Below are 26220 nucleotides of genomic sequence, written 5' to 3' on the forward strand. Positions count from 1 at the left end.
CAAGACCCTGTGAGTGGGCATTTCGTTGCCCGGGCCGCCAAGGCGACACGATCCGTCACCCAGGAGGCACGGTGGCACCACCTGCTGTTCGCTCACAGCGTCCGTTCATCATGGATTTCGCCAGTCGCCAGGTCGACGACCGAGAAGGCTCGGTGCGGCGCGTCCGGGGACTGCTCGTCGAGGGTGTTGACGTCGGCGGTGAACGCCTCTGCTCGTTCAGCCCGGCAGGCTCGCTCGGTGTGCCGGATGTGGCGGCCCTTGGCCGGCCAGGCCTGGTGGCCCTCGTCGCAGTGGTTCCGCAGGCGGGCGCGCATCCGGTCGAGGAAGCCGGGCAGTGTCGAGCGGTGCCAGTCCTCGAGCAGGTCGCTGGTCAGGGCTGCGCCGGCGCGGCGGCGCTGGTCGGCCAGGACGGCGAGCTCGCGGACCAAGTGCGGGTGGTGGGGCCAGCACGGCGGGATGACCGCGGCGGCGTCCCAGACGTGCTCGTGGTTGACCCATTCGACGACGGCCTCGAGCCAGGCCCACACCTCGGCGCGGAGGTCGGGATGGCGGCAGGTGGCCGGGTCCCAGGGTCGCGGCAGCCGCGCCGGATCACCGAGGGCACGGATCTGCTGCTCGCTGCCATTGGCGAGGATGCCGAGCTCGCGGTAGGCGACCCGCATCAGCGGACCGACCTCAGGGAAGGGCCGGACGAGGGAGCGGCCGGGGTCGCCGGTGCCGTCGGTTGGGGTCGGCGGGTTCAGCGCCATGTCTCGGTGCTCTCGGGGGCGAGGCCTCGCCGGCGTGCCTCGGCCAGCGCGTCGGCAGCTCGAGCGGCCGGGGCGTGGGCGGTGCGGCGGGCGGTGGCCAGCTGCTCGCGGGCGCGGGCTTGGTCGCGCAGGAGGCGCCGGCCGTCCTTGCCGTCGATGCAGCGGCTCAGGCGGGCGATGATCGGTCGGCCGTTCTCGGCGACGACCAGGGCGTGACGGTCGGGGATCTGGCGGATCTCCTCCGGACGCAGGATCGGGATGTCCTCGCCGGAGGTGGACCGCCCGCCCCGGCTGCCGCCGCTGCCGCTCTGCCAGGTGGTGCGCCTGACGCGGGTGGTGCCGACGAGGTCGGAGACCTCCTGGTTGAACGCGACGTCCTTGGAGCCGCCGAAGATGACCAGCACGTTGCTCAGGCCGAACAGGGCCCTGGCTTCCTGCTCGCCGAAGATCGCGGCCAGCTGCCGCCACGTCTGCGCGGCGTAGATGAAAGAGATGCCGAGCGCGCGCTCGTTCGCCATCCGGGTGCGCAGCGTCGGCAGCGGCGCGGTCGAGGGCAGCTCGTCCAGACAGGCGAGCATCGGCGGGCAGAGCCGCCCCCACGGGGACCGGTTCGCCAGGGCGAGGGCGGTGTCGAGGACGTGCTCCGCCAGCGCCGTCATCAGCGGGGACGCGGACGCGTAGGGGTCCTCCCGGCCGAGCAGGTAGATCGTGCCGCGGGCCTCGATCAGCTTCGCGATGTCGGTGGCCGGGAGACCCGGCCGGGGCACGCAGCGGCGGCGGATGTCCTCCTGGAAGAACAGGCTCATCGCCTGCTGGACGGTGGTGATCGTGTTCCCGGCGGTCCGGTCGTCGCCGTGCAGGGCGCCGTGGAGCAGGCCGTGCCAGAACGGTGCCGCGTGTGGGTGCGCGCGCAGGATCTCCGACGGCTGCGCGGCGGCGTGCGGGTTGGCGACCCAGCGCAGCACGTCCTCGAGGGTGCGGCCGGTCAGGGCTGCGGCGTGGAAGTAGGCCTGCAGCACCTTCGCGGCCTCGGCCGCGTAGAAGCGGGCCGCGTCGTCGCCCTGGCCGACCTGCACGGCGCCCTTGACCGTGCCGGCGGTGAACGCCTTCGCGCGCCGCTCGGCGACCATCGGATCCACGCACCCGTCGATCGGGTCCCACACCAGCTCCGGCACCCCGGGCGCGAGGCCGAACGGGTCGAGCACCACGCACGGCCGGCCGTCACCGGAGCGGTCAGCGAGGGTCAGGAGCAGGTCGTCGAGCTTCGTGAGGGTGACCAGCGCAGCGCCGGGCGCGGCGAGCAGCGCGGGGGTGAGCAGGTCGAGAGTCTTGCCCGAGCCCTGCGGTCCAATCACGCCTGCGGTGCGATCCCACGGCACCCACAGGTCACCACCGCGCGGCTCGTGAGCCCGACCAAGCGGCCAGCCGATCGCGGCCGGGTCGACGCGCCGGACCAGGGTGACGGTCTTCATGCCTGCCCCCGACCCTTGCCGTACAGGTCGGGGCGCACGATCGCCGCGTGACGGCGCAGCCGGGACCAGCCGAGCAGACGCTCAGCCTCCACTCGGGTCGCCACGCCCTGCACCCTCGAGGGGCCCCAGAGTCGAAGGCCGGCCCTGATCCCGGCGACGACCAGCCCGAGGATGGCCAGCTCGACGGCGGCGATGCACACCCACAGCACGATGGCCGGCGCGACCATTGGGTGCGTCGCCGTCAAGCCAGCACCGGCGTCACCCTCAAGGAGACCGGGGAGGCTCGTGAACAAGTCCGCCCGGTCCGGGAACTCCCACCAGCCGACGCTGAGCAGGTTGGCGATCCCGCGGCCGACGTGGGCGCCCACCACGAAGAGGAGAAGCGATCCGACCACGATCGCGAGCGGCACCTCCCACGGGGTGGGGTGAGGATCGTGTCGACGAGCGCGCTGCATGGCCAAACTCCCTTCCATTCTTCTCCCCCGAAGGGGCGGCAGGCGCGGCCACGGTCACCCGATGAGCGAGCAAAGCAGGCCTGTCACCGGCAGGGCCACACTCAGCGATGCGCTCGATACGAGGTGCCGGAGGGCGAAGCGGGGCCTACCGTGCGGGTCGCAGCAGCGCTCCATCCAGCCACTGCGTCACGACCACGGGGCTGCCCTGGTCGTCCACGACATACGTCACGAGAGCCGACCACCCCGCGCTCCGCCTACGCCACTCGATCACCAGCCCGGCATGAACGGCCTCATCGCCGGTGGCGCTGTCCACCCAGCAGTGCCTGGCACGCTGGACTTGGCCCGGGGCCTTGGGCAGGGCTCCGGGCCCAGCAACGGGCCGATCCTTCAGGGGCATCCCTCCCCCGGACGGAGGTGTCATGCCGCCGGTCATCCCTCCATGGTGCCACGGACCAGAACACCTGTTCGAACTCACCGTGGACGCCGGCGACACGCGCTCCGTCGCGCCATCAGGTCGCGGGTCGCCCCGTAGGCTAACCGCAGCGCCGCAACGACACCCCCCTGAGTCCAGCGGCGCATGACCGGCCCTCGTCGCCCCCCCCCGATACGAGGGCCGGTCCCACTTCCCCGCCTGTGCAAAGGGAACCGGGCCGACAGGCCGCGTAGTCCAGGACGTCGCCGTGCCCATCGAACCCGAGCCCTTCGAAGAGGGCCTGCCCCACCGCTTCTTCACCCTCAAGCAGGTCGCGGCGATGCTCGCCACCAGCGAAGCGCAGGTGTACGCATTTGGTGCGGGCCGGCGACCTTCCCGCCATCAAGATCGGCGGCCGTGGCCAGTGGCGCGTCGAGAACCGGGAGCTCGACCAGTGGCTCCAGGCGCACTACCGCAAGACGCGCTCCGTCGACGAGGACGCCTTTGTCCCCGACGATGACCCCGATACAAGCCGCGACCATCACAGGCGTTGAACAGGGAGAACTGACGCAGACGGTCCCTTTCGAAACCTTGGGGCTGTCACGACGAGGTGAGATCCCGCGCGATCGAAGCGCGGAACTGAGCCACGATCCACCGGTGGGAGGCTGGAGAGCAGCCCGACCGGCTTGGTGGCCGACGCTCGGGTAGAGCGTGGGTGATCGCCGGCCTCGCTGCCGGGTGACCGCGGTGGGTGTCGTTCGTGCGGTCGCTAGCAGGTGTGGGTGAGCAGGGCCTGGCGGGCGCTGCCGTTTTGAGCCCGCAGTCGAGCGTGTCGACGACGCCTGAAAACTGACCCCGTATCGACGGTCGAAAACTGACCCCCTGCAGAGACCCTGTCCTCAGCTTCGAGGCAGGGAGGCAGGAGTGTTGTCAGTGGAGGACTGGGCAGAGATCCGTAGGTTGCACCGGGCTGAGGGGATGCCGATCAAGGTGATCGCCAGGACGTTGGGCATCGCCCGGAACACGGTGCGTGCCGCGCTTGCGGCGGACGGGCCGCCGAGGTACGAGCGGACCCCGACGGGGTCGGCGGTGGACGCGTTCGAGCCGCGGATCCGTGAGCAGCTGCGGGCGGTGCCGACGATGCCGGCCACGGTGATCGCCGAACGGGTCGGCTGGACCCGGGGGTTGACGGTGTTCACGGAGCGGGTCCGGGAGCTGCGCCCGGCCTACCTGCCGCCGGACCCGGCCTCACGCACCATGTATGAGGCGGGTGAGCTGGCCCAGTTCGACTTCTGGTTCCCGCCGATCGAGCTGCCGGTCGGCTACGGGCAGTCCCGCCCGCCGAAGCAGCTGCCGGTGATGACGACGGTGTCCGGGTACTCCCGGTTCGCCGGCGCGACACTGATCCCGTCACGGGAAGCGCCGGACCTGTACGCCGGCTGGTGGCGGCTGCTGTCCGAGCAGCTGCTCGCGGTTCCGAGGACGCTGGTGTGGGACGGGGAGGGCGCGGTCGGGCGGTGGCGGGCGCGGGCGCCGGAGCTGACCGGGGCCTGCCAGGGGTTCCGCGGGGTGCTCGGGGCGGCGGTGTACATCTGCAAGCCGGCCGACCCGGAGGCCAAGGGCATGCTGGAGCGGTTCCACGACTACCTCGAGCGCTCCTTCCTGCCCGGCCGGACCTTCACCGGCCCGACCGACTTCAACACCCAGCTCGCGGGGTTCCTGCTCAAGGCCAACGCGCGCCGGATGCGGGTGCTCGGCTGCCGCCCGGACGACCGGGTCGGCGCGGACCGGGCGGCGATGCTGGCGCTGCCGCCGGTTCCTCCCGAGGTCGGCTGGCGGGCCACGACCCGGCTGCCGCGGGACCACTACATCCGGCTCGACTCGAACGACTACTCGGTCCACCCGTCGGTGATCGGGCGCCGGGTGGAGGTCCACGCCGACCTGCAGCGGGTGTGGGTCACCTGCGAGGGGACGGTGGTGGCCGACCACGCCCGGGTGTGGGCCTGGCACCAGACGATCACCGACTTCGAGCACGCCGTCGCCGCGAAGCTGCTGCGCCGAGGACGCGCGGACCTGCTGCGCCCCATCCCCGAGCTCCCCACCGGGCAGCAGGTCGAGGTCCGCTCCCTCGACACGTACGACGCCGCGTTCGGCCTCGACGACCAGCTGGACGAGCTCGACGGGCAGCTGGATGGGACGGTCGGCTGATGGCCACCACGACGACGAGCCCCCGGCAGGGCCGGGACGTGTCCTCGGAGCTGGAGTTCCTGACCCGCGCGTTGAAGGCGCCCACGCTGCGCGAGTCGATCGACCGGCTCGCCCAACGCGCCCGCGACGAGGCGTGGACCCACGAGGAGTTCCTCGCCGCGTGCCTGCAACGCGAGGTCGCCGCCCGCGAGGCCCACGGCGGCGAGGGACGGATCCGGGCCGCCCGGTTCCCGGCCCGCAAGTCCCTCGAGGACTTCGACTACGACCACGCCCGCGGCCTGAAACGAGAGACCATCGCCCACCTGGGCACCCTCGACTTCGTCGCCGCCAAGGAGAACGTCGTCCTGCTCGGACCGCCCGGCACCGGCAAGACCCACCTCGCGACCGGCCTGGCGGTGCGGGCCTGCCAGGCCGGGCACCGGGTCCAGTTCGCCACCGCCTCCCAATGGATCGACCGACTCGCCGACGCCCACCACGCCGGGAAGCTCCAGGACGAGCTGCGCCGCCTCGTCAGATACCCCGTGCTGGTCATCGACGAGGTCGGCTACATCCCCTTCGAACCCGAAGCCGCCAACCTGTTCTTCCAGCTCGTCTCCTCCCGCTACGAACGAGCCAGCCTGATCGTCACCAGCAACAAGACCTTCGCCCGCTGGGGCGAGGTCTTCGGCGACGACACCGTCGCCGCCGCCATGATCGACCGCCTCGTCCACCACGCCGAAGTCATCGCCCTCAAGGGCGACTCCTACCGGCTCAAGAACCGAGACCTCGGCCGCGTCCCCGCGGCCGTCACCGAAGAGAACTAGAACCCCAGGGGGTCAACTTTCAACCGACGACTGGGGGTCAGTTTTCAGCCGCCGTTGACAGAGCGTGAACCGTGAGTCCACGCGCTCTGCGGGGCCAGCCCTGGGCAGGCGCAAGGTGATGACGCGCACGGAGGACGCGACTCGGCCAAGAACCGCGATCCACTTGCGGCGGATCGTCGCGGTCGCTCGACGGGTGGGTCCGGGCGGTCTCCCGGTGTCGTGGCTGGCTGAGCACGTGGAAGCCACGCAGCGTGTCGTCACTGGACCTCCTCGACCCTGTGCTCGAAGAAGATGTGGGCGACGGAAGGGGTGCGGTTTCCGCGCCGCCTTGAAGCGCTCTGGGCGGCCCAACCGCAGGACGCTGGAGGGGTTGGACTTCCTCCAATCCGACATCTACAGCTGGGTGCGCGAACCGTGATCGTCTTACTCAGTGCTGGTCATGGGATTGGTTCATGTCGTTGTCATCCCATTTGGATGGCGGCCAGGGCGGCATCGGCGGCACGTCGCCCTTCGTCGATGATCCTGGGGACGTCGCTGCGTGACCATTTCGAGAGCTGCCCCAGCTGTGGCTCGATGATCAGAGTCTCGACATCGGGTGGCGGCGCGACTTCCGGGGCCGCGGCGGGGCGTCTCGTGGCTGCCCGCTTGGGACCACCGTACAGGCGAACGGCGATCACGACGTCGGCGCCTAGGTCGCGGGCGGGTCTGATGGGTAGGTTGTCGGTCAAGCCGCCGTCGACCAGGAGGCGACCCTCCCAGGCGACCGGTGGGAACAGCCCAGGGACGGCGATGCTTGCTCGTAGGGCCAGGTCGAGTGGGCCGTGGGAGAGCACCACGGATGCCCGGGTGCGCAGGTCGGTGGCGACAGCCGCGAACCGGCGGGGCAGGTCCTCGATCCTCGGCTCGTGGCCCAGCAGGGCCACCGAGGAGGAAAGCACGGAGCTGTCAAGGAGCGCCAAGCGGGGTGCGACGGTGAACTGACCGAAGGTGGCCCATGTGGCCGTGCGGATCTTCTCCTCGATGAGGTCCAGGGGCAGGCCGGCCGCGAATGCGGCGCCGACGAGAGCACCGGCGCTCGTCCCTGTGATGATCTCCGGTCGGATGTCGTGGTCGGCGAGGGCATGCAGGACACCGATGTGGGCAGCGCCGAGCGCGGCACCCCCACCGAGGGCGAGACCGAATCGCGGGCTGGATGTCATGCAGGAGACTCCGTGCTGGTCGGGCACCCTCGGCGGGCGGCTGTCGGAACGATGTGGCTCGGGCTGAGCGCGTCGAGCAGCAGCCCGAGGTAGCGGCGGCGTGCTGGTGGGTCGAGGCGCGTGCTTCCGAAGGCGGTGGCGACCAAGGCGATGAGAACGGGGAGGTCTTCAGGGGTGATGTCTTCGCGGATGTTGCCCGCTTCCTGGCTGGCGCGCAGGATCGGGGCCATCGTCTCCATTCGCGGGCGAAGCAGGTCCCCGGTCACCTCGGTCATCCGGCTCATGGCGGCGACGAGACCTGGTTCGTGCGCCACCACGTCGCTGATCCGTTCGGCGACGTCGAGTAGCGCCTCCCGTGATACGCCGTTGCGCCCGAGGGTCGATAGTGCCGGTTCAATCTCGGTGGCGAACACGTGCGCGTACACAGCGGAGGCCAAGGACTCTCGGCTCGGAAAGTGCCGATAGAGCGTCGCGACCCCGACGCCAGCCTCTCGGGCGATGCGGCTGAGCGGTCCAGTGCCGTCGCCGGTGGCGAACAGGCGGCGTGCCGCCTCCACGATCCGTGCGACGTTCGACACGGCGTCCGAGCGCCTGGACGCCAGCTTCGGGGTGGCCACACGCATCCTCCCATCGCAGACATGACATCTAACCGAGAGAATACTCTCACTTGTGTCCGAAGTGGCCTCTTCGGCGACCGAGCCCTGTTGCCCGTTGGGTCATTTTGCCTTTAGGGCATTGAACCGCCAGACTGCTGGTGTGACGCGATCCGGGTTGCGGGACATCAAGCGTGAGGCGACCGCACAGGCGCTCGCCGAGGCCGCGTTCGACCTGGCAAGGGCGCGCGGTCTGGACGGTTTCGTGATCGACGATGTCGCAGAGCGGGCTGGGTACTCACGGCGCACGTTCGCCAACCACTACTCCTGCAAGGAGGCGGCGATCGCCTGGGTGGCGTACTCGGGCATCGAGGCCGCGGGGGACGCCCTGGAGGACGTCTCGGGTGATGTCCCGTTGCTCGACGCGATCCTTGCCGTGCTGCAGCTGCAGCTGACGACGGAGACTCTCTCGCGGATGCGGGAGGTCATCAGGCTCTCCCGAGAGTTCCCGTCACTCGAGCCGTATGTCCACCACGTCCAGCACCGGATGCGGCTGGAGGCTGAGCAGCGGCTGCGCACGGTCGCGGCCGATCGATACCCGACGACCTACGTCTCACTGCTCTTCGGCGCGCTCTACGGCATGGTCTCGTCGGCGCTCGAGGGGTTGGTCGACGTCCGTCTCCCTGGGGACACGTCATCGAGCAACGGGTCGATGGAGTTCGACCAGTTCCTCGAGGTCGCCTTCCAGCATCTTCGTACCGGCTTCTGACCCGCGCACACTTCACCTTCTGAGGAGAACCGCATGTCCACGTTCCTGTACCGCCTCGGCCGAGCGGCCTTCGGCAGGCCCTGGCCGTTCATCGTCGGCTGGGTGCTGGTGCTTGCCGCGGTGGTGAGCGTCTTGGTGGTCAACGGGGTCAAGGTCACCTCCGAGATGAAGATCGACAACACCGAGGCCCAGCAGGTCCTGGACCGGGTCATCGAGGAGCTGCCCGCGGCCTCGGGCGGTCAGGCCAGCGTGGTCTTCACCGTGCCCGACGGCCAGCGGTTGGATACGCCGGAGCGGATGGCCGCCATCGCGGGGACGGTACAGGAGGTCTACGCCTTGGAGCAGGTCGTCAACCCCGCCGACCTGATCGATGCCCAGGGGCAGCCGGGTGCGGACGCTCAGCAGACGCCCACCGAGCCGGGCGCGGAGCCGCCGCCGTACCAGCCGCTGGTCGTCGACGGCAATCCGGTGCCGGGCGTGCTGGTCTCCACCCGGGCGCCGGTGGCACTGTTCCAGTTCCAGTTCAAAGTGCCATCGACGTCGCTGACCGACGAGGAGGTCTCCGCGGTGCTCGACGTGGTCGAGGGCGCCGAGGCGGATGGCACCGGTCTGCGGGTGCTGCCCAGCGAGTCACTGAAGGCCATCGAGATCCCGGTCGGCCCTGCAGAGGTCGTCGGTCTCGGGGTCGCCGCGGTGGTGCTGATACTGACCCTCGGGTCGTTGGTCGCCGCAGGACTTCCGCTGGTCACCGCGCTCGTCGGCGTCGGGATCGGCGTCGGCACGGCGTTCGCGCTGTCGAAGTTGGTGGAGATGAACAGCGCCACCCCGGTGCTGGCGCTGATGATCGGCCTGGCCGTGGGCATCGACTACGCGCTGTTCGTGGTCAACCGGCAGCGGCGGCTGATCATCGACCGCGGCCTGGAGGCCCGTGAGGCCGCCGGAAGGGCGGTCGGGACCGCTGGCAGCGCGGTGTTCTTCGCCGGCCTGACCGTGCTCGTGGCGCTGGTCGCGCTCACCGTCATCGGGATCTCCCTGCTCACCACGATGGCGCTGGTGGCGGCGAGCACAGTGCTGCTGGCGGTCCTTATCGCTCTGACTCTGCTGCCGGCCCTGCTCGGACTCATCGGCGAGCGGATCGTCTCGGCCAAGGCCCGCCAGAAGGGGCACACCAGGCGCGAGGAGGAGACCCACAGTGTCGCGGACCACTGGGTCAAGGCCGTGGTGCGGTTCCGCTGGCCGGTGGTCGTCGGCGTCGTCGCGGTACTCGGCTTGGGTGCCATCCCCGCGGCGAGCTTGGACCTCGGCCTGCCGACCGGCGCGACCGCCAACACCGACACCGCAGCCCGGCAGAGCTACGAGGCCGTCACCCGAGGGTTCGGCGAGGGCTTCAACGGCCCGCTGCTGGTGACCGTCGAGTCCGCCGAGGGCGCCGCGGTTGACCCTCAGACCCTCGGCGCCGTCACCCAGCAGCTGCAGCAGCGCAACGACATCGTGGCCGCGATGCCGGTCGGCGCCAGCCAGGACGGCGCGATCGCCGTGCTCAGCGTCATCCCCACCTCCGGACCCGACGACGACGCCACCGCGGACCTGGTTCATGCGCTCCGGGCCCCGACCTCTGCCATCGCGCTGGAGCACGACGTCGTGGTGGGTGTCACCGGCTTCACCGCGATCGGCATCGACATGTCCGACCGGCTCGCCGAGGTCGTCCCGGTCTACCTGGCCATCATCGTCGGCCTGTCGCTGCTGATCCTGCTGGTGGTCTTCCGGTCCATCGTCGTGCCCATCCAGGCGACCGTCGGGTTCCTGCTCAGCATCCTTGCCACCTTCGGGGTGACCACGGCGGTGTTCTCCTGGGGTTGGCTCGGCTGGCTGGTGGGCATCGACACGGGCGGGCCGTTGATGAGCTTCATCCCCGTCATCGTCACCGGCATCCTGTACGGCCTGGCGATGGACTACCAGGTGTTCCTGGTCTCATCGATGCGAGAGTCCCACGTGCACGGCTACCACGGCCAGGCCAGCGTGGTGCACGGCTTCGACCAGGCCAGCCGGGTGGTCGTCGCGGCCGCGGTGATCATGGTGTCGGTCTTCGCCGGCTTCATCTTCACCCACGACGTGATGATCAAGCAGATCGGCTTTGCGCTCGCGATCGGCATCCTCATTGACGCGTTCCTGGTGCGGATCACCCTGACCCCGGCGCTGATGGCGCTCTTCGGCGACAAGGCCTGGTGGCTGCCGCGCTGGCTGGACCGGATCCTGCCCGACCTCGACGTCGAGGGCGACCGTCTCCTCCAGATGCTCGCCCGGCGTGAGGACAGTCAGGAGTCGCCGCGTCCCGACGCCGTTGGGACGCGGTAGGCGCGGTCACCCACGGCTCCGGCGCGGCGCCCTGTGGCCGACGCCTGGCTGGGGGTTGAGGACGCGGTGTCTTCGGCGGTCTGCGGAGACACCCTCGGAGTCCGCCCTGTGACTGTCTCGCGCCTGGTTCGGGACGGGTGCCGGGGTCGGCGCGTACCGACCCGGCAGAATGCAGGTCAGGGAACGAGGAGGGCCTGGGTCGCGGTGACCAGGCCGGCCACCACGTCGAGTTCGTTCTCGTCCCGTGGCGCGTAGAGCATGACGATGGTCTCCGGGATCAGACCGAGCCGGGCGATCGGATGCGGCTCCGCCCAGCCTGCTTCGATCGCCTCGACCATCAGTTCGCGCGGCAGCGCGGCGTGCAGGCTGAAGTCCGGCGCCGGATGCAGGTGCGCGAACTCCTTGCCGACCATGAACATCGGCGATCGCGGACCCGGCTGCCGGAGGGTCAGGGCCCGCGCCCCCGGCACGGAGATCGCGCTGGGGCGTTCCACGACACCCGGGAGGGCGAACAGCCTGGCCGCCAGCTGCTCCCGGATGCTCGGGTCGGCGGGCTGCTGGTCGAGCTGCGTGTGTGGATTGGACGGGGTGGTGCGCGGGCGTGGCCCGGACCGCGTCGGCAGCGGCGTGGCGAGAGTCATTCGAACAGGCCGTCGAACAGCGGGTCGGTGAGGGTCAGCCCGAGGTCTGGGGTGGTGGCGAAGAAGGCGAACAGCATCAGCGCCGCACCGGCCAGAGCGAGGTCCTTGAGGAACTGCGTCTGCTCCATCTGCTTGCTCTGTGGGTCGGTGACGTTCCAGAAGCCGTGCATCAGGACCGCGGTCGGAACTAGAAAGACCACCAGGAGAAGCGCGCCGAGGTCGGCCCAGACGCCCAGCAGCACCATCAGCGCACCGACCAAAATCAGCACGCCGGTGCCGAGGACCGACGCGCGGGCCCACGGCACGCCCTTGCTCTGGGCGTATCCGGCCATCATCTGGGACTGGGTGAGGTGACCCGCCCCGCTACCCACGAACAGCGCGGCGAACAACAGCCGCCCCACCAGCACCAACCACTCCATCACGACACCCCTTCACTGCGGGATTACTGAAGGTAGTTACGATACATAACTTACCCTCGTGTCGGTGCTGGTGCAATCCTGTGATGGTGGTGGGGAGAAAAGAGTTGGACGCCGAGCACTGCCCGCGGTTCCAGGAATCCATCGAGTTCCTGGGGCGTCGCTGGACGGCCTCGATCCTGCGGCCGATGTTCGACGGTCCGGTCCGCTTCACCGACCTGCTCGACACGGTCCCGCACCTGTCCTCGCGTCTACTCAGCCAGCGGCTCGAGGAGCTGTGCCGCGCCGGCGTGGTCACCCACCGGCTCAAGGAGGGCTGCCCGCGCTATGAGCTGACCGACATGGGGCGCGACCTCGAGCACGTCTTCCTCGCCATCGACCGCTGGAACCGCCGCTGGACCGACACCGAGCCCGAGGAGTCACCAGCCTGACGCACTCGTCTCGGCCGGGCGCCGGGGACGCGGCCCCGGGTGTCGATCAGCTGGGGACCGCCCGCCCTATCCGCGTGACGGGCGTCGGCGGTGGCCTCGGTATCCACGGGACGGCTTGGCGCCGTCGGAGCCCTCCGTCCGTGCCGGAGTCTGCTGCTGCAGGAACTCCTCGACCTGGCGCAGGCCGCGGGCGACTTCTCGGTCGATCCGACGTTGCCCGCGACGCCGGAGCCAGTCACGATCCCATTCCTGCCAAACGCCGTAAGCCCCGCACCCGAAGCACCAGCAGCTTCCGAACGCGACCAGACCGCCGTAGAGGAACCACATCGCGTGCCAAGCCGCGTCGGCGAGCCGGTCCGCCAGTGCCTGCCAGGCGCAATCTGAATCCATGGGCCACCTCCATCGGACGCGGTCAGTGCACCGAGTGACGTCCGACATGCCCAGACTACATGCCGTCATGCACGTATGTAAGTCGTCGGAATGCACAAGTTGCGGCCGCCCAGGCGGCTCGGTGAGCCCCGGGATGGGACGACGGCGGACCGGGGCGTGGACGAGCGGGGGGAAGTGCGAACGCGCACATCGCAGCGAGAATCCCCCCAATCGGGACAAGGGCCAGAGCGTCAGTGTCACACTGCCGGAAGGTGGCTACCTCGTGTGGGCGTCGTGGTGCCGTGCCCAGCGCTCGGCAAGGTCGGCCGTGGCCTCCCGGGCAAGGGCGAAGCAGTCGCGAGTCTCCTCGAACCTGGCCCGGCCGGGGCTGCCGGGTTCCAGGAGGGCGACGGCCTTGTCCAGCGATTCGAGGTAGTGGTCCATCTGCGGAAGCCGCGCCGTGATCATCGCGCCCCAGACATCCCCGTCGACGAGCCGGTACAAGTCCCCACGGGCCGAGGGCCGGCGGTCCTTGATGATCAGCCCGTTGTGGATGAGGTAGCGGACTGCGCCGGAGATCGCGGCAGGTGAGACCTGCAGTGCGGCGGCAAGCTCGGCGGCGGTGCAGTGGTCACGGTCCTCGGCCAGGAGATAGGCGAACACCCGAGCCGGCATGCGCGGGATGCCGCCGTCCTCGAGGGTGCGGCCGAGGCGTTCGACGGCCTGTTGGACATTACCCACGTGACAAGGGTAGTTCGGCACGTTCACGATGTCATGAATCCGGCCCGAGGTGGATTCTGGACCAGGGCGCGGGCCCCGACCTCGCGTGGCCGGCCGTCAGTTGTCCAGGGGCCAACCAGGCAGCGGGCCTGGCGCTCAGCTGGTGGAGGGTCAAGCGCGGCCTGGGGCTGCTCCTTGGCTTGCCGAGGCCGAACTTCCCGGCCGGCGGCGTCGTGAGCCAAGGAGATCCCCGGGAGTGCGACGTTCCGGGTCGCTCCCACGGCCCCGGGGCGGACGGCGCAAGACCCGGTCGCTCGGCAGACACGTCCTCATTCTGCTTGGGTCGAACCGGGTGTGGGGGGGTCGGCTCGCCCTTCACTATCGCGCGGCCGTCCCGCGCCTTCCACATCCGTAGGAGCCGCATGCCGGGCAGCATGTGATGCGCCGCTCGTGCCCGTCGCGCTGGGCGACAGCTGGGTGATGGATGCGATACAAGAACGTGGCGCTCCGGCCCACGGTCGGCGACTCTCCGGCGGGGAGTTCAGGACGTGCGTGCGTTCACGTTGCCGACGTGGCGCGTCGGCGGAGGATGTCGAGCGCCTTGTCCGCGTGGACATCCATCCGGAGCTCGCTGCGGATGACAGCCGCAATGTGTCGGTCAGGGGCAACCACGAAAGTCGAGCGGCGCAAGGGCAGAAGTCGGGTGCGCGACCGCGTCCGGGCCACCCCGTAGGCCCGGCAGACGTCACCCGAGACATCGGCCAGGACTGGATAACCAAGATGGTTGGCCTCATCGAAGCGGCGCTGGCGATCCACGGAATCCGGGCTGATGCCCACGACTCTGGCTCCCAACTCGGCGAACTCCGCCGCCAGGTCCCGGAAGTGGCAGCTCTGTGCGGTGCAGCCAGGACTCATGGCCGCCGGGTAGAAGAACACCACGACGGAACCCTGAGTGAGGAGCTCGGACAGTCGGACGAGATCACCGGCCTGGTCGCGCAGCTCAAACTCCGGCGCTATCGCGCCCACCGAAAGCAGTCCGGTTCCGGCCATTTCGTCCCTCCGCGGCCTTGGCCCTACGAGCACTTACCAATGGTAAGTCCCGTGGTGCAGAATGCAAGGTCAGCCCTCGGCTCGCCGGATTGACGACGGTCGCGCCAGGTGCCTGGTGGACGCGACGCCGGTGCGGCGGCCTGCGACCTGCCCCATGCGCACCCCTCGGGCATCTCCCGTTCGGGCCGGCGGGAGGAGCGAGCTGTTCCTGCCGCGATGACCCGGTCCGCCGGCACCTGGGCACTCTCGATGCGCTGGCGCCAGCACGACTGAACGCCCGCCGGCGTCCGACCCCCCCACCGCTATCGCGCCCGGCTGAGCTACGCGTCGAGGGAAGGGACGCCTCTTCGGCCGAAGTGGTCGACGCCGACGGTGACGAACACGGCTGTCGATGTCGCCACCGACCGTCCGTCCGGCGCGGTGAGGGTGGCAGCGACGAACAGCTTCCGTCCCTCACGGCCGGTCACGCTCGCCTCCAGATGGTACGTCGCACCGATCAGCGCCGGGGCGAGGTAGTCAACGGTCAACTGCCGGGTGACCGCGGGTGTGCCGACCAGGTAGAGCAGGAACCCGTAGAGATCATCGATGACGGTCGCCACCGCGCCGCCGTGCACGATGCCGGGTGCGCCCACATGGCGCTCGTCAAAGGCGTGCGAGGCGGCCACGCCGTCGCCCTGACGACGGGCCTGCAGGCGATGACCGTGTGGGTTATCCGGACCGCAACCCAGGCAGTGGTCGTGGTGAGCCGGCAACTCGGCTCCGTCCGGGTGCGGCCGGAATTTCTGCTCCCACGTTGCCAGCAGGGCTGGCATGTCAGCCATTGGATCCCCCCTTCAGGCGCCGAGCCCAGGCAGCCAGCACCTCCGCCTGGCGCTGGTCGGGGTGCGGGGTCAGCAGGCCGCTGACCCCGCGCCCGAGGAGGAGGTCCAAGGTTAGTCGAATCTCGATCGGATCATCGGTGACATAGGTGCGGCAGATCCCGGCGAGCTCGGCGTTAACACGGTCTTCGGCGGGAACCAGCTCCGTCCGCAGTGAGGGATGTGAGCGGGCCGCAACCCACAGCTCCAAAGTGGCGGCATACAGCGGACCGGAGAGGGCCTCAGCCAGCAGCCCCAACGCCGCCTCGGAGTTGTCCCGGAACGGCGGGCCCTCGCGCTCGGGCCGCCACAGTGCCAGCCGAGACATCTGCTCTCGCACCTGCCGCAGGCGCTTCTGCGCCAAGTGCTCGACAGCCGCGACCACCAGCTGGTCGCGGGTCCCGAAGTGGTGCAGCTGCGCACCTCGCGACAGGCCGGCCCGCTCCGCCACCGCAGCGCTCGTGGTGCCCGCGTAGCCGAGCTCGGCCAGGCAGGTCACCGTGGCGTCCAGCAGGGCCCGGCGCGTGGTGGCCGAACGCACCTCTTGTCGTCTTGCTTGCACAGGCACAATGAGAAGACTACATGCGTGCACGAATGCATGTACGGTAGGCGCTGAGACTGGATGAGGGTTACCCCGAGAGTGGGCCCGCACTAAGAAGGGCCTCTTGACGCCGGTTCGCTTGACCCACGCGCACGCCGCGTCTGCCAAGGAAGGTTCAAAGTCATGGAGGTGGCTTGCAGCGGCACGCCGAGCACCACGCCAACGTCACGCCGTTACCAGACGCTGCGCGGCGAAGCTGGGAGCCCCGGCGCTATCCACCGGCTGCTCCGGAACGACCCTGGTTGCGCTCCTCCCGCCAATCTGGCGACGCGTAACGGGCCTCCGGGAACTAGCTCACCTCGGCGGCAACATCAGCCGCACCAATGGATCTGCGCGCAAGCGGGCCAACGTCCTTGCCCGGTGCCGACGGTCGACGAAGCGACCATCGACGAGGTGGCGGCCGGTGAGAGACGCGCAGCGTTCACCCCGGGGCACTGCAATTGCCGACACTCCCGAGGATGTGCGAAGCCAGCGCGCTCGAGTGCTTGCCGCCGGCGAAGGCACTGTCCCCGTGCTCGACGAGCGGCCAGCAGCCGAGCACCGCACCGAGCTGGAGGCCTCAGTGGACTCCGCTCCCGTCCCGGCGCTCACCCCGCTGCGCTGAAAGCTCCATAGAGCCGTGGGAACCGCCAGCCTCCCGAGGTACCAACCATCGCCCCGCACCGTGCCAGCGCTCGTCGCCGGCAGCCTGTGGACGCTCGCCCTCGCCACGGCCATCACGCTGTGCCCGCGAGGCTGGCGCTCAGCCGACCTCACCAACCGCCTACTTAGCCTGTGGAGTCAGGGCTGGCTGTTCGCGACCGGCGCGAACGTCGTAATTGAGGGCGCCCAGCACCTCCACGGAATTGGCGCCTGCGTCGTCGTCTCCAACCACCAGTCGAACCTGGACCCGATCGTGCTCACCTCGACCTTCGGCGGGCGTATCCGCATCCTCACCAAACGAGAACTCTTCAGGGTACCGCTGCTGGGTTCGGCGCTGCGGACGATGGGCATGGTCGAGGTCAACCGCGACTCTCCAGATCGGGCAACCATTGCCGCTGGCGCGGCACACGCACTCGACCAAGGCCTACCGCTCCTCGTGTTCCCCGAAGGCACCACCTCCAGAACCGGCGACCTATTGCCGTTCAAGCCCGGTGCCTTCCAGATCGCGATCAGGCACGGTGTTCCCATCATTCCGGTGCTAGTGACTGACAGTCGCGAGGTGTGGCCCGCCAAGCGATTGAAGGTCAAAGCTGCGACGGTGCGCGTGGTGGTGACAGCGCCGCTGGCAACTGAGGGCTTGGCCGAGTCCCGCGTGGTGGATCTGAGCGCGATGGTTCGCGGACGGCTCGAGAATGCCTGGCGCGTCCGGTCCGAAGGCCAACACCCGCGGGGAATCGCCACATGAACAGATGCCAGTCCGGTTACGCACCCCGAATGGGCACCTCAGCCGAGACGAACAGCGAGGGACACCATCACACCGCGACCATCCGCGGCGGCAGGGCGGAACCTGCCAAGGCGGATGAGAAAGCGGCTCTGTTAGTCGCTCTGTATGAGGGCCTCTCGTGAGGGCTGGTTGATCCAGGCCTCGGTGGGCAGTTTCGGGGGTTCGGGTCCGCGATGAGAATGACAAGCCGTCTTGGGCCCACTGTGATGACCTGGAATCCAAGTCGCCTTACCTGACCACGTTCTGCCGCGTCGGGGAGCACGGTCCCGAGCGTCACCGGCCGACAACTCGCGCCCGTTAGCGCCGTGCTGGCCTGCCAGGTGGGCGACCGGAACCAGTCGGTGTCGCCGCCGTTGATGCAGTGCCTTGCTTGTGACACCGTCGTGCGGCGGTGTCACAAGCAGCTCGGCTAGCGCCCGAGGACGCCGGAGGTCACGTGCGCCGCCACTGGTGCACCGTGTGCGGTGACGTGTGGCGCCTCAACATGACGCGGACGGCCACGCCACCGGCGAAGGTCTTGCGCCGCGGGCTGGGGTGGGCGCTGGAAGGCATCGTCTGCCAGGACCTGACCGGCTCGCGGGCCGCCGAGGGCCTCGGCGTGTCAGGTACACCGCCAACGACGCGGTCCTGGCCGAGGGCGATCGCTGCTGGTCAACAACCCCGCCTTGTTCGCCGACGTGGGGTTGACGGGGTGAACGAGGACGTCTAGTGGCACACGAGGCGGGGACATGTACCTGAGGTAGTGACGTGACCGGAATCCGTGACGGGACCGGCCAGGCGCCGTGCTCGACATGGTCGAGGCCGCCCAAGCAGGCGTTTCTTCCGGCACGACACAGTGTGTCCTTCTGCGGGTTCTGACGGTGCCCAACAGTGGGCAGTGACGCACCACCTACAGCGGATTACGAAGCGGACATCGGCGTCTCACGATCACCGAGCGCCGGGCATCTGGCTGATGCCGCCGGGAGCCGACCGGACCCGTAGGCTTCCGCGTAGTACAGGACGTCGTTGACGTACCAGTCGGCGTGGTTGTAGGCGAGCAGCGCCCGGCGGACTCCGTCGGCGCCGGTTCGGGCGCCGGTGTGGTCGAGGTAGTTGGCGGCGGAGTGGATGCTGTCGGCCTTGTTGTTGATGTCGGCTCGTCGGTCGCCGTCTCCGTCGACGCCGAAGCTGGCCCAGGTGGCGGGCATGAACTGCATGACCCCTCTGGCGCCGGCCGACGATACCCCGGTGATGCGGCCGTGGGCGGTCTCTTCCATGCCGATCCCGGCGAGCAGCTGCCAGGGGATCCCGTACTTCCATCCGGCCTCGATGTAGAGCCGGAGGATGTCCTCGGGGATCGGCTGGGGCGGGTTGTGCAGGGAGTTCCGCCTCGGCTGCCCGGGTGGTGGCAGCGGCGCGTTCGATTCGTCCGACGGAACCGCCTCGCGTGGTCCCGCCGCCACCGCGCCGGAGGGTCCGACGGCCCGCCCGTCGAGGGGTGCGCCGTGGCTGCGCATGAACCCGATCGGGTCGACGCGTTCGCCGTCGGCGATGACCTCGAAATGGAGGTGGTTGCCGGTGCTGGCGCCGGTGGAGCCCTCGACGCCGAGCTGCTGTCCGACGGCGACGGTGGCGCCGGCAGCGATGGCGGGGTCGATGGTGGCGAGGTGGGCGTAGCGGGTCTGGATGCCTCCGGCGTGCTGGAGGTCGACGACGTTGCCGTAGCCGGTGGTGTCCCAGCCGGCCCGGACGACTCGGCCGGTCGCGACGGCGACGATGGGGCCGGGTCCGGGCTGGGAGGACATGTCCTGTCCGCCGTGGAAGTTCATCCGTTTGAAGACGGGGTGGTAGCGCCAGCCGATGCCGCGGGGGGACAGGGTGTAGGCCTGGACGAACGGCGGTCGCCACGTGCCGGTCGCGGGCACCGCTCCCCCACACACGCTCGAGGCGTTCCCTGCGGCTGACCCCGCGGCACCGGCGACCATGAGCGCGACGAGCAGCGGCGCGCACACGACCGCGAGGACGAGCGCCGCGACGGCGAGGACCTTGCCCACGACGAAGCCCTTGGCTCAGGCCGCGCCGGTGAGGGCGTCGTTGGTGAAGGCGATCTCGAGCTCGGCGGGGTGTAGGACCGTTTGGACCTTGTAGGCCTGTTCGCCGACGCACCAGAGGGCGCGGCCTTTGCCGTTCATGGCCCACCCGGTGACCAGGTCGCGGGCGATCGGCCCGAGGCCGAGGAGGGTCTCGAGCTCAGCGGCGACGGCGGCGTCCTGGCCGTGCAGGATCTTGATGTCGGCCAAGTGGAGCAGGTCCTTGGCGATGGTGACCGCTTGGGAGCCGGTGTCACCGGCGGACAGCAGGTCGGAGGGTTTGTGGGCGACGGCGAACTGGATGTCGCCGTCGCGGCGGGACAGGCGCAGGTCGGCGTCGAAGCTCTTGACCGCCTCCGGGCCGAGGCGCAGCTGCTTCCACGACTCGTCCCGTACGACGATCCGCAGGTCACCCGGGGTGGCGGTCTCGCGCATGGCGCGGCCCCAGGAGTTGAGGCAGGTCAGGGCGATGCCGACGGCGTCGTCACCGAGGGGCTCGAGCCGGGACAGGCTCAGGGACTGGATGGGCGCGTGCCAGTCGACGTCGACGGTGGTGTGGTCATCGAACAGGCCAGCCAAGGCCCCGGTGACGAGCTGGCCGAGGGCGTCGCGCAGCAGCCGGGTGCCGTCGAGGAACTGCTGCCGGCTGGCGTACCGGCATTCGGTGACGAGGGCGTCGGTGGGCGTGTCGAGGGCCTGCCACAGCTGGGGGATGGTGACCTCCCGCAGCCGGCTCTGCCCGTGGGCGTAGCCGGTGAGGTCGGCCAGGGCGGTCTTGACGACGACCTCGTCACTGGGACCGAACGGGACCCGGGTGTCGCCGATGCGCTGACTGCCGACGAGGCCGCGGATGAGGGTGAGCCAGCGGGCGAAGACGACCGCGGCCCGGGCCTGCGCGGCCGCGGCGTCGAGGTGCTCCCAGCCTGCGCCGAGGGGCCCGAACGCGAGCGGGTTGATCCGGGCGGGCAGGCCGTGGCCGATCGCGAAGGGCTGCACTTCGAGGGCGTGGCAGAGCTTCTCGTACTCGTCCTTGGGGTCGCCGACGATGAGGGTGCGGTAGCCGAAGTCCATCATCCGCAGCACGAACGCCTTGACGGTCGCACTCTTGCCGCGGCCGGGTTTGCCGAACGCGAAGACGTTCGGGTTGGTAACGGGCACGTCGTCGCGCAGCACCCACCCGAGCGGGTCGGCGTAGAAGCTGCCGCCGGAGAGCTGGTCGATGCCCATCTGCGCGCCGGTCGGCGGCAGCCCGGGCGCGGAGATGAACGGCCACAGGACCGGCGCCTGGTCGGAGGTCATCCGCCACGCCGCCACGGGGGCGGTCGCGGCGGCCCACCCGCGTCCGGTATGCCGCTGACCGCGCTTGGGCGCGTAGCGGAACAGTCGCGGTTCGCGCCCGTTGCGGACCGGCTGCGGTGAGGCGGGCAGGTCGTGGCCGAAGTCGGCGAGCAGACGGGCCACTCCCCTACCCCGTCGCCCCGCGCCGCGGGCTCCCCGGGGGGTCATGCGTCGCCCTTGCGGGTCAGGCTGACCCCCAGCGGGACGCAGCTGGCGGCGAAGCCGACGTCATGGGCGAGATCAAGCCGCAGCGGTGCGTAGCCGGCGCGGCGGATGGACGCGTCGAGCCGGCGCCCGTACTCGGCGACGCGGCACGTCTTGGGGACGGTGACGGTGGCGACGGCGTACGGGCGGGTCATGGCGTGGCCCCGGGCGAGCTTGGCGTCCATGCCGCGGGTCCGGTCGGCCTCGGCGCGGGCCTTGGCGCGCTGCTTGACCTTGGCTTTGGCGCGCAGCTCGTCGCCGAGGTCGGCGGCCCACTCGCTGGTGGCGGAGCGCCGGTCGGCGGAGCTCTGTCGCAGGATCGGGTAGGCGACGAGCAGGCTGCGCCGTTCGCCGGGCTCGGTGGGGGTCAGCACCGGGGCGAGGGCCCCCATGGCGGCGCCGCGGGCGGGCAGCTTGAGGGTGGCGCTGACGGAGTTCCACGCGTCGTGGCTGTAGTGCCGCAGGACGGGGTCGGCGCCGGAGGGGCCGGCCAGCGCCCACGGCACCTCCGCGTTGACGCCTGGATCGGTGTCGCGGGCGGCGAGGGCCTCGATGACGCCGGCCCGGTCGCCGGGGGCGAACCCGGTCCGGCACGCGAGGGCGAGCTCGGGTGAGGTGAGCCAGTGGACGGCCGTCATGGCCATCGCACCGCGCAGGTGCGCCTCGACCTCGGCCATGAGGCCGTGCAGGACGCGGGCGCGTCCGTCGATGCCGCCGCCGGACTCTCTGGCGTCGCGGCTGATCCGGGCCTCGGGGGCGACGAGGGTGATGAAGGCCTCGGTGCGCACCGAGGCCCGGGTGAGGCCGGCCTGCAGGTCGTCGTTGACCCGGCGGGCCAGCGCGGGCCCGGGGTTTGAGTGGTGGGGGTGGCGGTGGCGGGCGGTCCACAGGTCGCGTTCGGCGCCGTCCTCGGGGACGGTGCGGAGGGTGAAGAGGATCTCGTCGACGAGCTCGGTGCGGGAGGCGAGGTCGAGCAGCTCGGCCAGGCCCGCGCCCTGCCGGGCCCGGTCGGTCGTCTCGGTGAGGCCGATGCCGGGGTGGACGATGGCGGCGGTGACGGCCCAGGTGCGGGCGGCGTGGTCCTGGATGATCGCGACCCGCTCCTGGGCGGGACCGGTCGGTGGGCCGTCGTGGATCTGGATGCCCTGCAGGATCCCGGGCAGGTCCGGGACTTTCAGGTCGCCGGCGCGGCCGGTGGCGGCGCGGGCGGCGAACCGGGTCCAGCCGGTCAGGCCCCCGATGGTGTGGGCGAGGGTGGCGAGCAGCCAGCCGGTCGCGGAGCGGCCGCGGATCGGGGTGACGGTCACGACGAGGACGAGCACCCACAGGACGAGCAACGCCAGGGCGGTCCGCCACTGGCCCTGCTGGATGGACCAGAAGACGGGCAGGCTCGCGGCGGCGATGGTGGCGAGCTGCCGGCCGGACAGGCCGAAGAACCAGCCGATCCGGTCGCGGCTGTAGTCGTGGTAGATGACGGCCATGCGCTTTGCTCACCTTCCTAGACGGGGATGATCGGTGTCGCGGCTGCGGCGCCACCGGCTGCCCCGGCACCACCGGTCGAGGCGGCCGCCGGGGAGGCGGCGCGTGACCCGCCGGCCGGGCCGCTGTTCGGGGCGCCGCCGGGGCCGTGGCCGGTGCGGGCCGCGGCGGGCAGGTCCTGCCCCGTGCCGGTCGGGGACGGCGCAGTGGGTGGAGTCGTCGGGAGCGTGGACGGGGCGGGGCCACCCGAGGGTCCGCCGGCGTCGTCGGTGCCGCCGGCATCATCGCCGCCGCCGTCGGGCCGCCCCGAGCTGCCGGAGTCGGTTCGGCGGCTGGCGGGCATGCCGCCGAAGTCGGGGTGCCAGGACTGGTGCCCGGCGCCGGTCTGGTTGGTGACGTCGGCTCCGACCGCGGCGCCCTTGGCTCCGACGGCCTGCATCAGCCCGAGCCCCGCTGCTGCCACCGCCCCGACGGGGCCGGCCAGGCCGAGCAGGCCCCGCTCGGCCTGCCCGAACCGGGCCCCGGTCGAGGCCTCCCCCGCGCTCTCGGCGTGGGATCGGCCCTGCCCGTCGGTGCTCGACGCCGCCGACGACGTCGACGCGGTGCCGGCGCCAGGGCGTCCGGCGAGCAGGCCCTGGATCCCGCCTTGGGCGGACAGGCCGGCGCGCAGGGCGGCGCCGGAGGGGGTGCCGGGGTCGACGAACGCGAGGAGCTTGAACAGCGCGAGCGGGGAGACGGCGCCGATGAGGATGAGGATCACCCCGGGCAGGGCGGTGCCGACCGCGGCCATGGCCTTGTCAGAGAGGCCATTGGCGACGCCGGTGGTCATCTGCACGCCGAGGCCGAGGACCAGGACCATCAGGACCGGGGTGAACGCGGCGGCGTGGAACCAGCGCAGGCTCTTCCAGAACCACGACCTGCCGGCCTCGGAGACGAGCCCGGCCGCGGAGATCGGGGTCGTGGCGACGAGGACCATGAGCGCGCCGGCGCGGGTGAGCATGACCAGCAGGTGCCCGATCGCGGCGAGCCACAGCAGCAGCCCCATCAGCCCCAGGACGGTGGCGACGGTGGCGTCGACGAGGTCGCCGACCTGCAGCGGCTGCCACGGCTGCCACGCCGACCAGGACTGCACCGACAGCAGCGTGTCCATCAGCGCCCGGGTCAGCCCGCCGCAGGCGGCGACGACCGCGACCCCGTAGACGATCCACCCGGCCCAGACGATGACGAACTGGCCGGCGCCGACCACCACGGTCGCCAGCGACTTGCCGTCGCGGCGCAGCGCGGCGACGCCGAGCTGGACCATCGCCATCGTGGTCACGAGGGTGGCGGCGGCCCAGAACGTCACCCGGTACACCTGCCCGCCGGGCCCGTCCTCACTCAGGTCCGGGGAGAGGAAGGCGTCCATCAGGTTCAGGACGAGGCGCATCATCCACAGGCCGGCGTTCCACAGGCCGAGCATCGCGACGGTCCATGCGTCGGCGACGGCCTTGCCGGCCGCGCCAGCCAGGCCAGCGAACAGGTCGACGATCCCGGGACCCACGGCTCACCCCCGGTCCTCGGCCGCACCCGCGCCGGCGGTGGGGGCGGTAGCGGCGGGATCGTGGCTGCCGGCGGCTGCTGCGGGCTCGGCGTCGACCCACGTCTTCCACCCGGCCGCGATCGCCGGCTCGCTGCCCGGCCACGTCGACGGCGCCACGGCGGGCGGGTCGCCGGGGGCGATCATCCACCGCCCCCCAGCCGTGCCAGTCTGGTTGGGGTCGTCAGTGTCGATTGGCTGCCATCGCATCCGTTCGCAGTGGCCGTAGCCGATCCGCGCCTCGGACTCGATCACGGCGCGGACCTCGAGCAGCACGCAGGCGAGCACCCAGTCGGGACCGTCGGTGCCCTTGACCTGCGCCGCGGCCGGGGTGGCCATCACGACGGTGCGCAGGTCCTTCTCAGCGCCCATTCGCGCGGCGCCGAGGAACGAGCGGACGTGGCCGGTCAGCGACCACTCCCCCGGCCCGACACCGCCGGGCAGGGCCCACTGCTCGTGGACGGCGTGCACGACGGGGATGGACATCGCCTGCAGCACCGTGGTCTCGATCGCGGCCAGCTGGGCGACCGCGCCTTCCGGGGTCCGTGGGAACCCGGACGGGACCATCGCCGGCCCCGCCGTCGTGGCGGGCGGGATGGTGATCGGGTCCGCGAGCTGGGTCGCCGGTGGGGCCGGCTGTGCGTCCGCCGGAGGAGCCGGGGGCATCGGGGCCGCGGCGATCCGGTCGCGCCGCTCGTCTCTGGTGAGCCCAGCAGCGGGTGAGCCGTCGGGGCGTATGCCGCTGGGCGGATTCCCGTGCGTGAGCTCGGCGGGCACCGGTGTGGCCTGCTCGGCCGGGGTGAGGGCGAAGTGGATGGCGTAGCCGAGGCCGGTCAGCAACAGCACGGCCGAGATCGTGGCGGCGGCGAGGACGGCGAGCAGCCTCCTGCGCCCCCAGCCGGGGTCACGCTCGGCGGCCGGGGCGAACGACTGCGCTGGGGCGATCCGCAGGTCCGAGGTCGGGCGGGGCGTCATCAGATGCACCCCTGGCCGGTGATGGCCGCGACCATGCCGGGCAGCACCATGTAGGCGACCGCGGCGAGGAAGACGACCACGACGGCGACGACGCCGGCCTTGGAGGCGTGCGGCATCGAGAAGACGCGGCCGGCGACGATGGCGCCGATGCCGACGATGATGCCGACCCCGAAGAGGACGAGGACGCCCCAGAGCACGTAGCCGGTGATCTGGTCGGCATACAGCTGGGCGTCGCCGGGGGCCTTGGGGCAGATCCGGGCGGCCACGTCAGCGCGCCAGGCTGCAGACGCGGCGGTGAAGGTGGCGGTGGCGGTGGTGGCGGTGGTGGCGGTGGTGGCGGTGGTGGTCATCAGGCTGGTCATCGTGGTGTTGATCCCTTCCGGGCAGAGAACGGAGCGGCGGGGCTTTTCAGGTCGGCGGCGGGCATGAGCTCGAGAGCGGTGGTGGCCGCCGCCACGACCGCGGAGGGCAGCGGGGCCGTGTCGGGGCCGGTGACGGCTAGTCGGCGGTCGCATGGAATGGCCACAAGCCGGCCCGTTTCCTCGAGGGCGCTGGTGCGCGGGCCGGTGGAGTGACGGACCTGCCCGGGCCAGCGCGCCAGCCGCGGCCCGAGAACGGCGACGACCGCGGAGCTGACGTTCCGGTGGTCGGCGAGCAGGGCCAGGGTGGTCTCGAGTCGGCGCAGGCCGGGCATCGTGGCCGTCGTCACGAGCAGCAGCGGCTCGCCGCCCACGAGCAGCTCGCGCAGCCAGGACTCCGTGGCCAGTACGGCCCCGGCCGGCCGGGCGACGTCGACGACGCTCAGGTTGAGGTCGCTTTCGGGTGGGATGGGCAGGTCGGCAGGTGTGAGCGCGCCGTGGCTGGGCCGTTCGATCAGGACTCGGTCGCGGGTGCCGCGGCGCCATCCGTGGCCGGTGTTGCCGAGCTCGGTGAAGCGGCACGGGTTTCCCGCCGCATCGATTCCGATCAGGAAGGATGCGGGACATGGGAAGGCACTACACGGCTGAGGAGAAGAGCCGGGCGTTGCGGTTGGTCCGCGAGGAGCTGCAGGAG

At 70.9% G+C, this 26220-nt stretch carries 25 protein-coding genes; 7 read left to right on the plus strand and 18 right to left on the minus strand.

Annotated features, from left to right (window positions below; genetic code table 11):
• Window positions 1–92: 92 nt before the first annotated feature.
• Genes HJG52_RS17280 through HJG52_RS17290 form a run of 3 tightly spaced genes read right to left on the minus strand, consistent with a single transcriptional unit; the run spans window position 93 to window position 2631 of the window.
• Window positions 93–749 carry a hypothetical protein gene (locus HJG52_RS17280; protein WP_171244857.1) on the minus strand — a complete coding sequence of 219 codons (657 nt, stop codon included), beginning with the start codon at window positions 747–749 and terminating at the stop codon, window positions 93–95.
• Entirely contained in the window at window positions 740–2221 is a 1482-nt protein-coding gene (locus tag HJG52_RS17285; RefSeq protein WP_171244858.1) for a type IV secretory system conjugative DNA transfer family protein, read from the minus strand. Before HJG52_RS17285 ends, HJG52_RS17280 begins: the two co-directional genes overlap by 10 nt.
• Window positions 2218–2631, minus strand: a complete 414-nt coding sequence (locus tag HJG52_RS17290) for a hypothetical protein (protein WP_171244859.1) — start codon at window positions 2629–2631, stop codon at window positions 2218–2220. Before HJG52_RS17290 ends, HJG52_RS17285 begins: the two co-directional genes overlap by 4 nt.
• 834 nt (window positions 2632–3465) lie before the next feature.
• Here HJG52_RS17290 and HJG52_RS17295 point away from each other — a divergent pair.
• The 3 genes from HJG52_RS17295 to istB all read left to right on the plus strand — a co-directional run bounded on the left by HJG52_RS17295 (window position 3466) and on the right by istB (window position 6099).
• Complete coding sequence (locus tag HJG52_RS17295) at window positions 3466–3642, plus strand: hypothetical protein (RefSeq protein ID WP_346767813.1); 177 nt, start codon at window positions 3466–3468, stop codon at window positions 3640–3642.
• 370 nt (window positions 3643–4012) lie between these two features.
• Entirely contained in the window at window positions 4013–5296 is a 1284-nt protein-coding gene (gene istA / locus HJG52_RS17300) for an IS21 family transposase (protein ID WP_171244860.1), read from the plus strand.
• The gene (gene istB, locus HJG52_RS17305; RefSeq protein WP_171244861.1) at window positions 5296–6099 is read left to right on the plus strand and encodes an IS21-like element helper ATPase IstB; all 804 of its coding nucleotides are present in this window, start codon (window positions 5296–5298) and stop codon (window positions 6097–6099) included. The genes istA and istB overlap by 1 nt, the downstream gene beginning before the upstream one ends.
• Window positions 6100–6560: 461 nt before the next feature.
• Here istB and HJG52_RS17310 read toward each other — a convergent pair whose 3' ends face one another.
• Together HJG52_RS17310 and HJG52_RS17315 are read right to left on the minus strand one after the other, a co-directional pair.
• A complete protein-coding gene (locus HJG52_RS17310; RefSeq protein WP_171244862.1) occupies window positions 6561–7298 on the minus strand; it encodes a patatin-like phospholipase family protein in 738 nt (245 codons plus the stop codon).
• Window positions 7295–7915 (minus strand): TetR family transcriptional regulator, encoded by a 621-nt coding sequence (locus HJG52_RS17315; RefSeq protein ID WP_171244863.1) that lies wholly within the window; start codon window positions 7913–7915, stop codon window positions 7295–7297. Before HJG52_RS17315 ends, HJG52_RS17310 begins: the two co-directional genes overlap by 4 nt.
• A gap of 139 nt (window positions 7916–8054) precedes the next feature.
• On the opposite strand from HJG52_RS17315, the gene HJG52_RS17320 reads away from it, so the two are divergent.
• Together HJG52_RS17320 and HJG52_RS17325 are read left to right on the plus strand one after the other, a co-directional pair.
• Window positions 8055–8660, plus strand: a complete 606-nt coding sequence (locus HJG52_RS17320; protein ID WP_171244864.1) for a TetR family transcriptional regulator — start codon at window positions 8055–8057, stop codon at window positions 8658–8660.
• Window positions 8661–8693: 33 nt separating this feature from the next.
• On the plus strand, window positions 8694–11015 hold the full coding sequence (locus HJG52_RS17325; RefSeq protein WP_171244865.1) for an MMPL family transporter: 2322 nt from the start codon (window positions 8694–8696) through the stop codon (window positions 11013–11015).
• A gap of 176 nt (window positions 11016–11191) precedes the next feature.
• On the opposite strand, the gene HJG52_RS17330 is transcribed toward HJG52_RS17325, so the two are convergent.
• On the minus strand, window positions 11192–11656 hold the full coding sequence (locus HJG52_RS17330; protein ID WP_171244866.1) for a luciferase domain-containing protein: 465 nt from the start codon (window positions 11654–11656) through the stop codon (window positions 11192–11194).
• Window positions 11653–12075 (minus strand): DoxX family protein, encoded by a 423-nt coding sequence (locus tag HJG52_RS17335; RefSeq protein WP_171244906.1) that lies wholly within the window; start codon window positions 12073–12075, stop codon window positions 11653–11655. Before HJG52_RS17335 ends, HJG52_RS17330 begins: the two co-directional genes overlap by 4 nt.
• A 104-nt stretch (window positions 12076–12179) precedes the next feature.
• Here HJG52_RS17335 and HJG52_RS17340 point away from each other — a divergent pair, with 104 nt between their 5' ends.
• Window positions 12180–12503 (plus strand): winged helix-turn-helix transcriptional regulator, encoded by a 324-nt coding sequence (locus HJG52_RS17340; protein ID WP_171244867.1) that lies wholly within the window; start codon window positions 12180–12182, stop codon window positions 12501–12503.
• 645 nt (window positions 12504–13148) lie between these two features.
• Here the strand turns inward: HJG52_RS17340 and HJG52_RS17345 are convergent.
• From HJG52_RS17345 to HJG52_RS17360, 4 genes are all read right to left on the minus strand, one after another.
• Window positions 13149–13613, minus strand: coding sequence for a GbsR/MarR family transcriptional regulator (locus HJG52_RS17345; protein ID WP_346767814.1), 465 nt, complete (start codon window positions 13611–13613; stop codon window positions 13149–13151).
• 537 nt (window positions 13614–14150) lie between these two features.
• Window positions 14151–14642, minus strand: coding sequence for a peroxiredoxin (locus HJG52_RS17350; protein WP_171244868.1), 492 nt, complete (start codon window positions 14640–14642; stop codon window positions 14151–14153).
• Window positions 14643–14962: 320 nt separating this feature from the next.
• A complete protein-coding gene (locus HJG52_RS17355) occupies window positions 14963–15463 on the minus strand; it encodes a PaaI family thioesterase (RefSeq protein ID WP_171244869.1) in 501 nt (166 codons plus the stop codon).
• Window positions 15456–16040, minus strand: coding sequence for a TetR family transcriptional regulator (locus HJG52_RS17360; RefSeq protein ID WP_206071002.1), 585 nt, complete (start codon window positions 16038–16040; stop codon window positions 15456–15458). Before HJG52_RS17360 ends, HJG52_RS17355 begins: the two co-directional genes overlap by 8 nt.
• Before the next feature lie 724 nt (window positions 16041–16764).
• On the opposite strand from HJG52_RS17360, the gene HJG52_RS17365 reads away from it, so the two are divergent.
• The gene (locus tag HJG52_RS17365; RefSeq protein ID WP_171244870.1) at window positions 16765–17487 is read left to right on the plus strand and encodes a 1-acylglycerol-3-phosphate O-acyltransferase; all 723 of its coding nucleotides are present in this window, start codon (window positions 16765–16767) and stop codon (window positions 17485–17487) included.
• 938 nt (window positions 17488–18425) lie between these two features.
• On the opposite strand, the gene HJG52_RS17370 is transcribed toward HJG52_RS17365, so the two are convergent.
• The 7 genes from HJG52_RS17370 to HJG52_RS17400 form a co-directional block, all read right to left on the minus strand.
• Window positions 18426–19559, minus strand: coding sequence for a peptidoglycan DD-metalloendopeptidase family protein (locus HJG52_RS17370; protein ID WP_171244871.1), 1134 nt, complete (start codon window positions 19557–19559; stop codon window positions 18426–18428).
• 15 nt (window positions 19560–19574) lie between these two features.
• The gene (locus HJG52_RS17375) at window positions 19575–21056 is read right to left on the minus strand and encodes an ATP-binding protein (RefSeq protein WP_346767815.1); all 1482 of its coding nucleotides are present in this window, start codon (window positions 21054–21056) and stop codon (window positions 19575–19577) included.
• Window positions 21057–21097: 41 nt separating this feature from the next.
• Window positions 21098–22618, minus strand: coding sequence for an SCO6880 family protein (locus HJG52_RS17380; protein WP_171244873.1), 1521 nt, complete (start codon window positions 22616–22618; stop codon window positions 21098–21100).
• Between the two features lie 17 nt (window positions 22619–22635).
• The gene (locus tag HJG52_RS17385) at window positions 22636–24156 is read right to left on the minus strand and encodes a hypothetical protein (RefSeq protein WP_346767816.1); all 1521 of its coding nucleotides are present in this window, start codon (window positions 24154–24156) and stop codon (window positions 22636–22638) included.
• 3 nt (window positions 24157–24159) lie between these two features.
• On the minus strand, window positions 24160–25167 hold the full coding sequence (locus HJG52_RS17390) for a hypothetical protein (protein ID WP_171244874.1): 1008 nt from the start codon (window positions 25165–25167) through the stop codon (window positions 24160–24162).
• A complete protein-coding gene (locus HJG52_RS17395; protein ID WP_206071004.1) occupies window positions 25167–25517 on the minus strand; it encodes a hypothetical protein in 351 nt (116 codons plus the stop codon). The genes HJG52_RS17390 and HJG52_RS17395 overlap by 1 nt, the downstream gene beginning before the upstream one ends.
• 8 nt (window positions 25518–25525) lie before the next feature.
• Window positions 25526–26220: hypothetical protein (locus tag HJG52_RS17400; RefSeq protein WP_206071006.1), on the minus strand; the 695-nt coding region annotated here is incomplete at its 5' end.

Origin of the sequence: Knoellia koreensis (genome assembly GCF_013041615.1) — a bacterium.
Lineage (GTDB): Bacteria > Actinomycetota > Actinomycetes > Actinomycetales > Dermatophilaceae > Pedococcus > Pedococcus koreensis.

Excerpts from the sequence above, each read along its gene's own strand:
- HJG52_RS17335 (WP_171244906.1), bottom strand. The coding sequence starts at position 12,075 with ATGGAGTGGTTGGTGCTGGTGGGGCGGCTGTTGTTCGCCGCGCTGTTC.
- HJG52_RS17390 (WP_171244874.1), bottom strand. The coding sequence starts at position 25,167 with ATGACGCCCCGCCCGACCTCGGACCTGCGGATCGCCCCAGCGCAGTCG.
- HJG52_RS17395 (WP_206071004.1), bottom strand. The coding sequence starts at position 25,517 with ATGACCACCACCGCCACCACCGCCACCACCGCCACCACCGCCACCGCC.
- HJG52_RS17330 (WP_171244866.1), bottom strand. The coding sequence starts at position 11,656 with ATGACTCTCGCCACGCCGCTGCCGACGCGGTCCGGGCCACGCCCGCGC.
- HJG52_RS17350 (WP_171244868.1), bottom strand. The coding sequence starts at position 14,642 with ATGGCCGGAACCGGACTGCTTTCGGTGGGCGCGATAGCGCCGGAGTTT.
- istB (WP_171244861.1), top strand. The coding sequence starts at position 5,296 with ATGGCCACCACGACGACGAGCCCCCGGCAGGGCCGGGACGTGTCCTCG.
- HJG52_RS17380 (WP_171244873.1), bottom strand. The coding sequence starts at position 22,618 with ATGGCCGTCATCTACCACGACTACAGCCGCGACCGGATCGGCTGGTTC.
- HJG52_RS17285 (WP_171244858.1), bottom strand. The coding sequence starts at position 2,221 with ATGAAGACCGTCACCCTGGTCCGGCGCGTCGACCCGGCCGCGATCGGC.
- HJG52_RS17310 (WP_171244862.1), bottom strand. The coding sequence starts at position 7,298 with ATGACATCCAGCCCGCGATTCGGTCTCGCCCTCGGTGGGGGTGCCGCG.
- HJG52_RS17325 (WP_171244865.1), top strand. The coding sequence starts at position 8,694 with ATGTCCACGTTCCTGTACCGCCTCGGCCGAGCGGCCTTCGGCAGGCCC.
- HJG52_RS17280 (WP_171244857.1), bottom strand. The coding sequence starts at position 749 with ATGGCGCTGAACCCGCCGACCCCAACCGACGGCACCGGCGACCCCGGC.
- HJG52_RS17355 (WP_171244869.1), bottom strand. The coding sequence starts at position 15,463 with ATGGCTGACATGCCAGCCCTGCTGGCAACGTGGGAGCAGAAATTCCGG.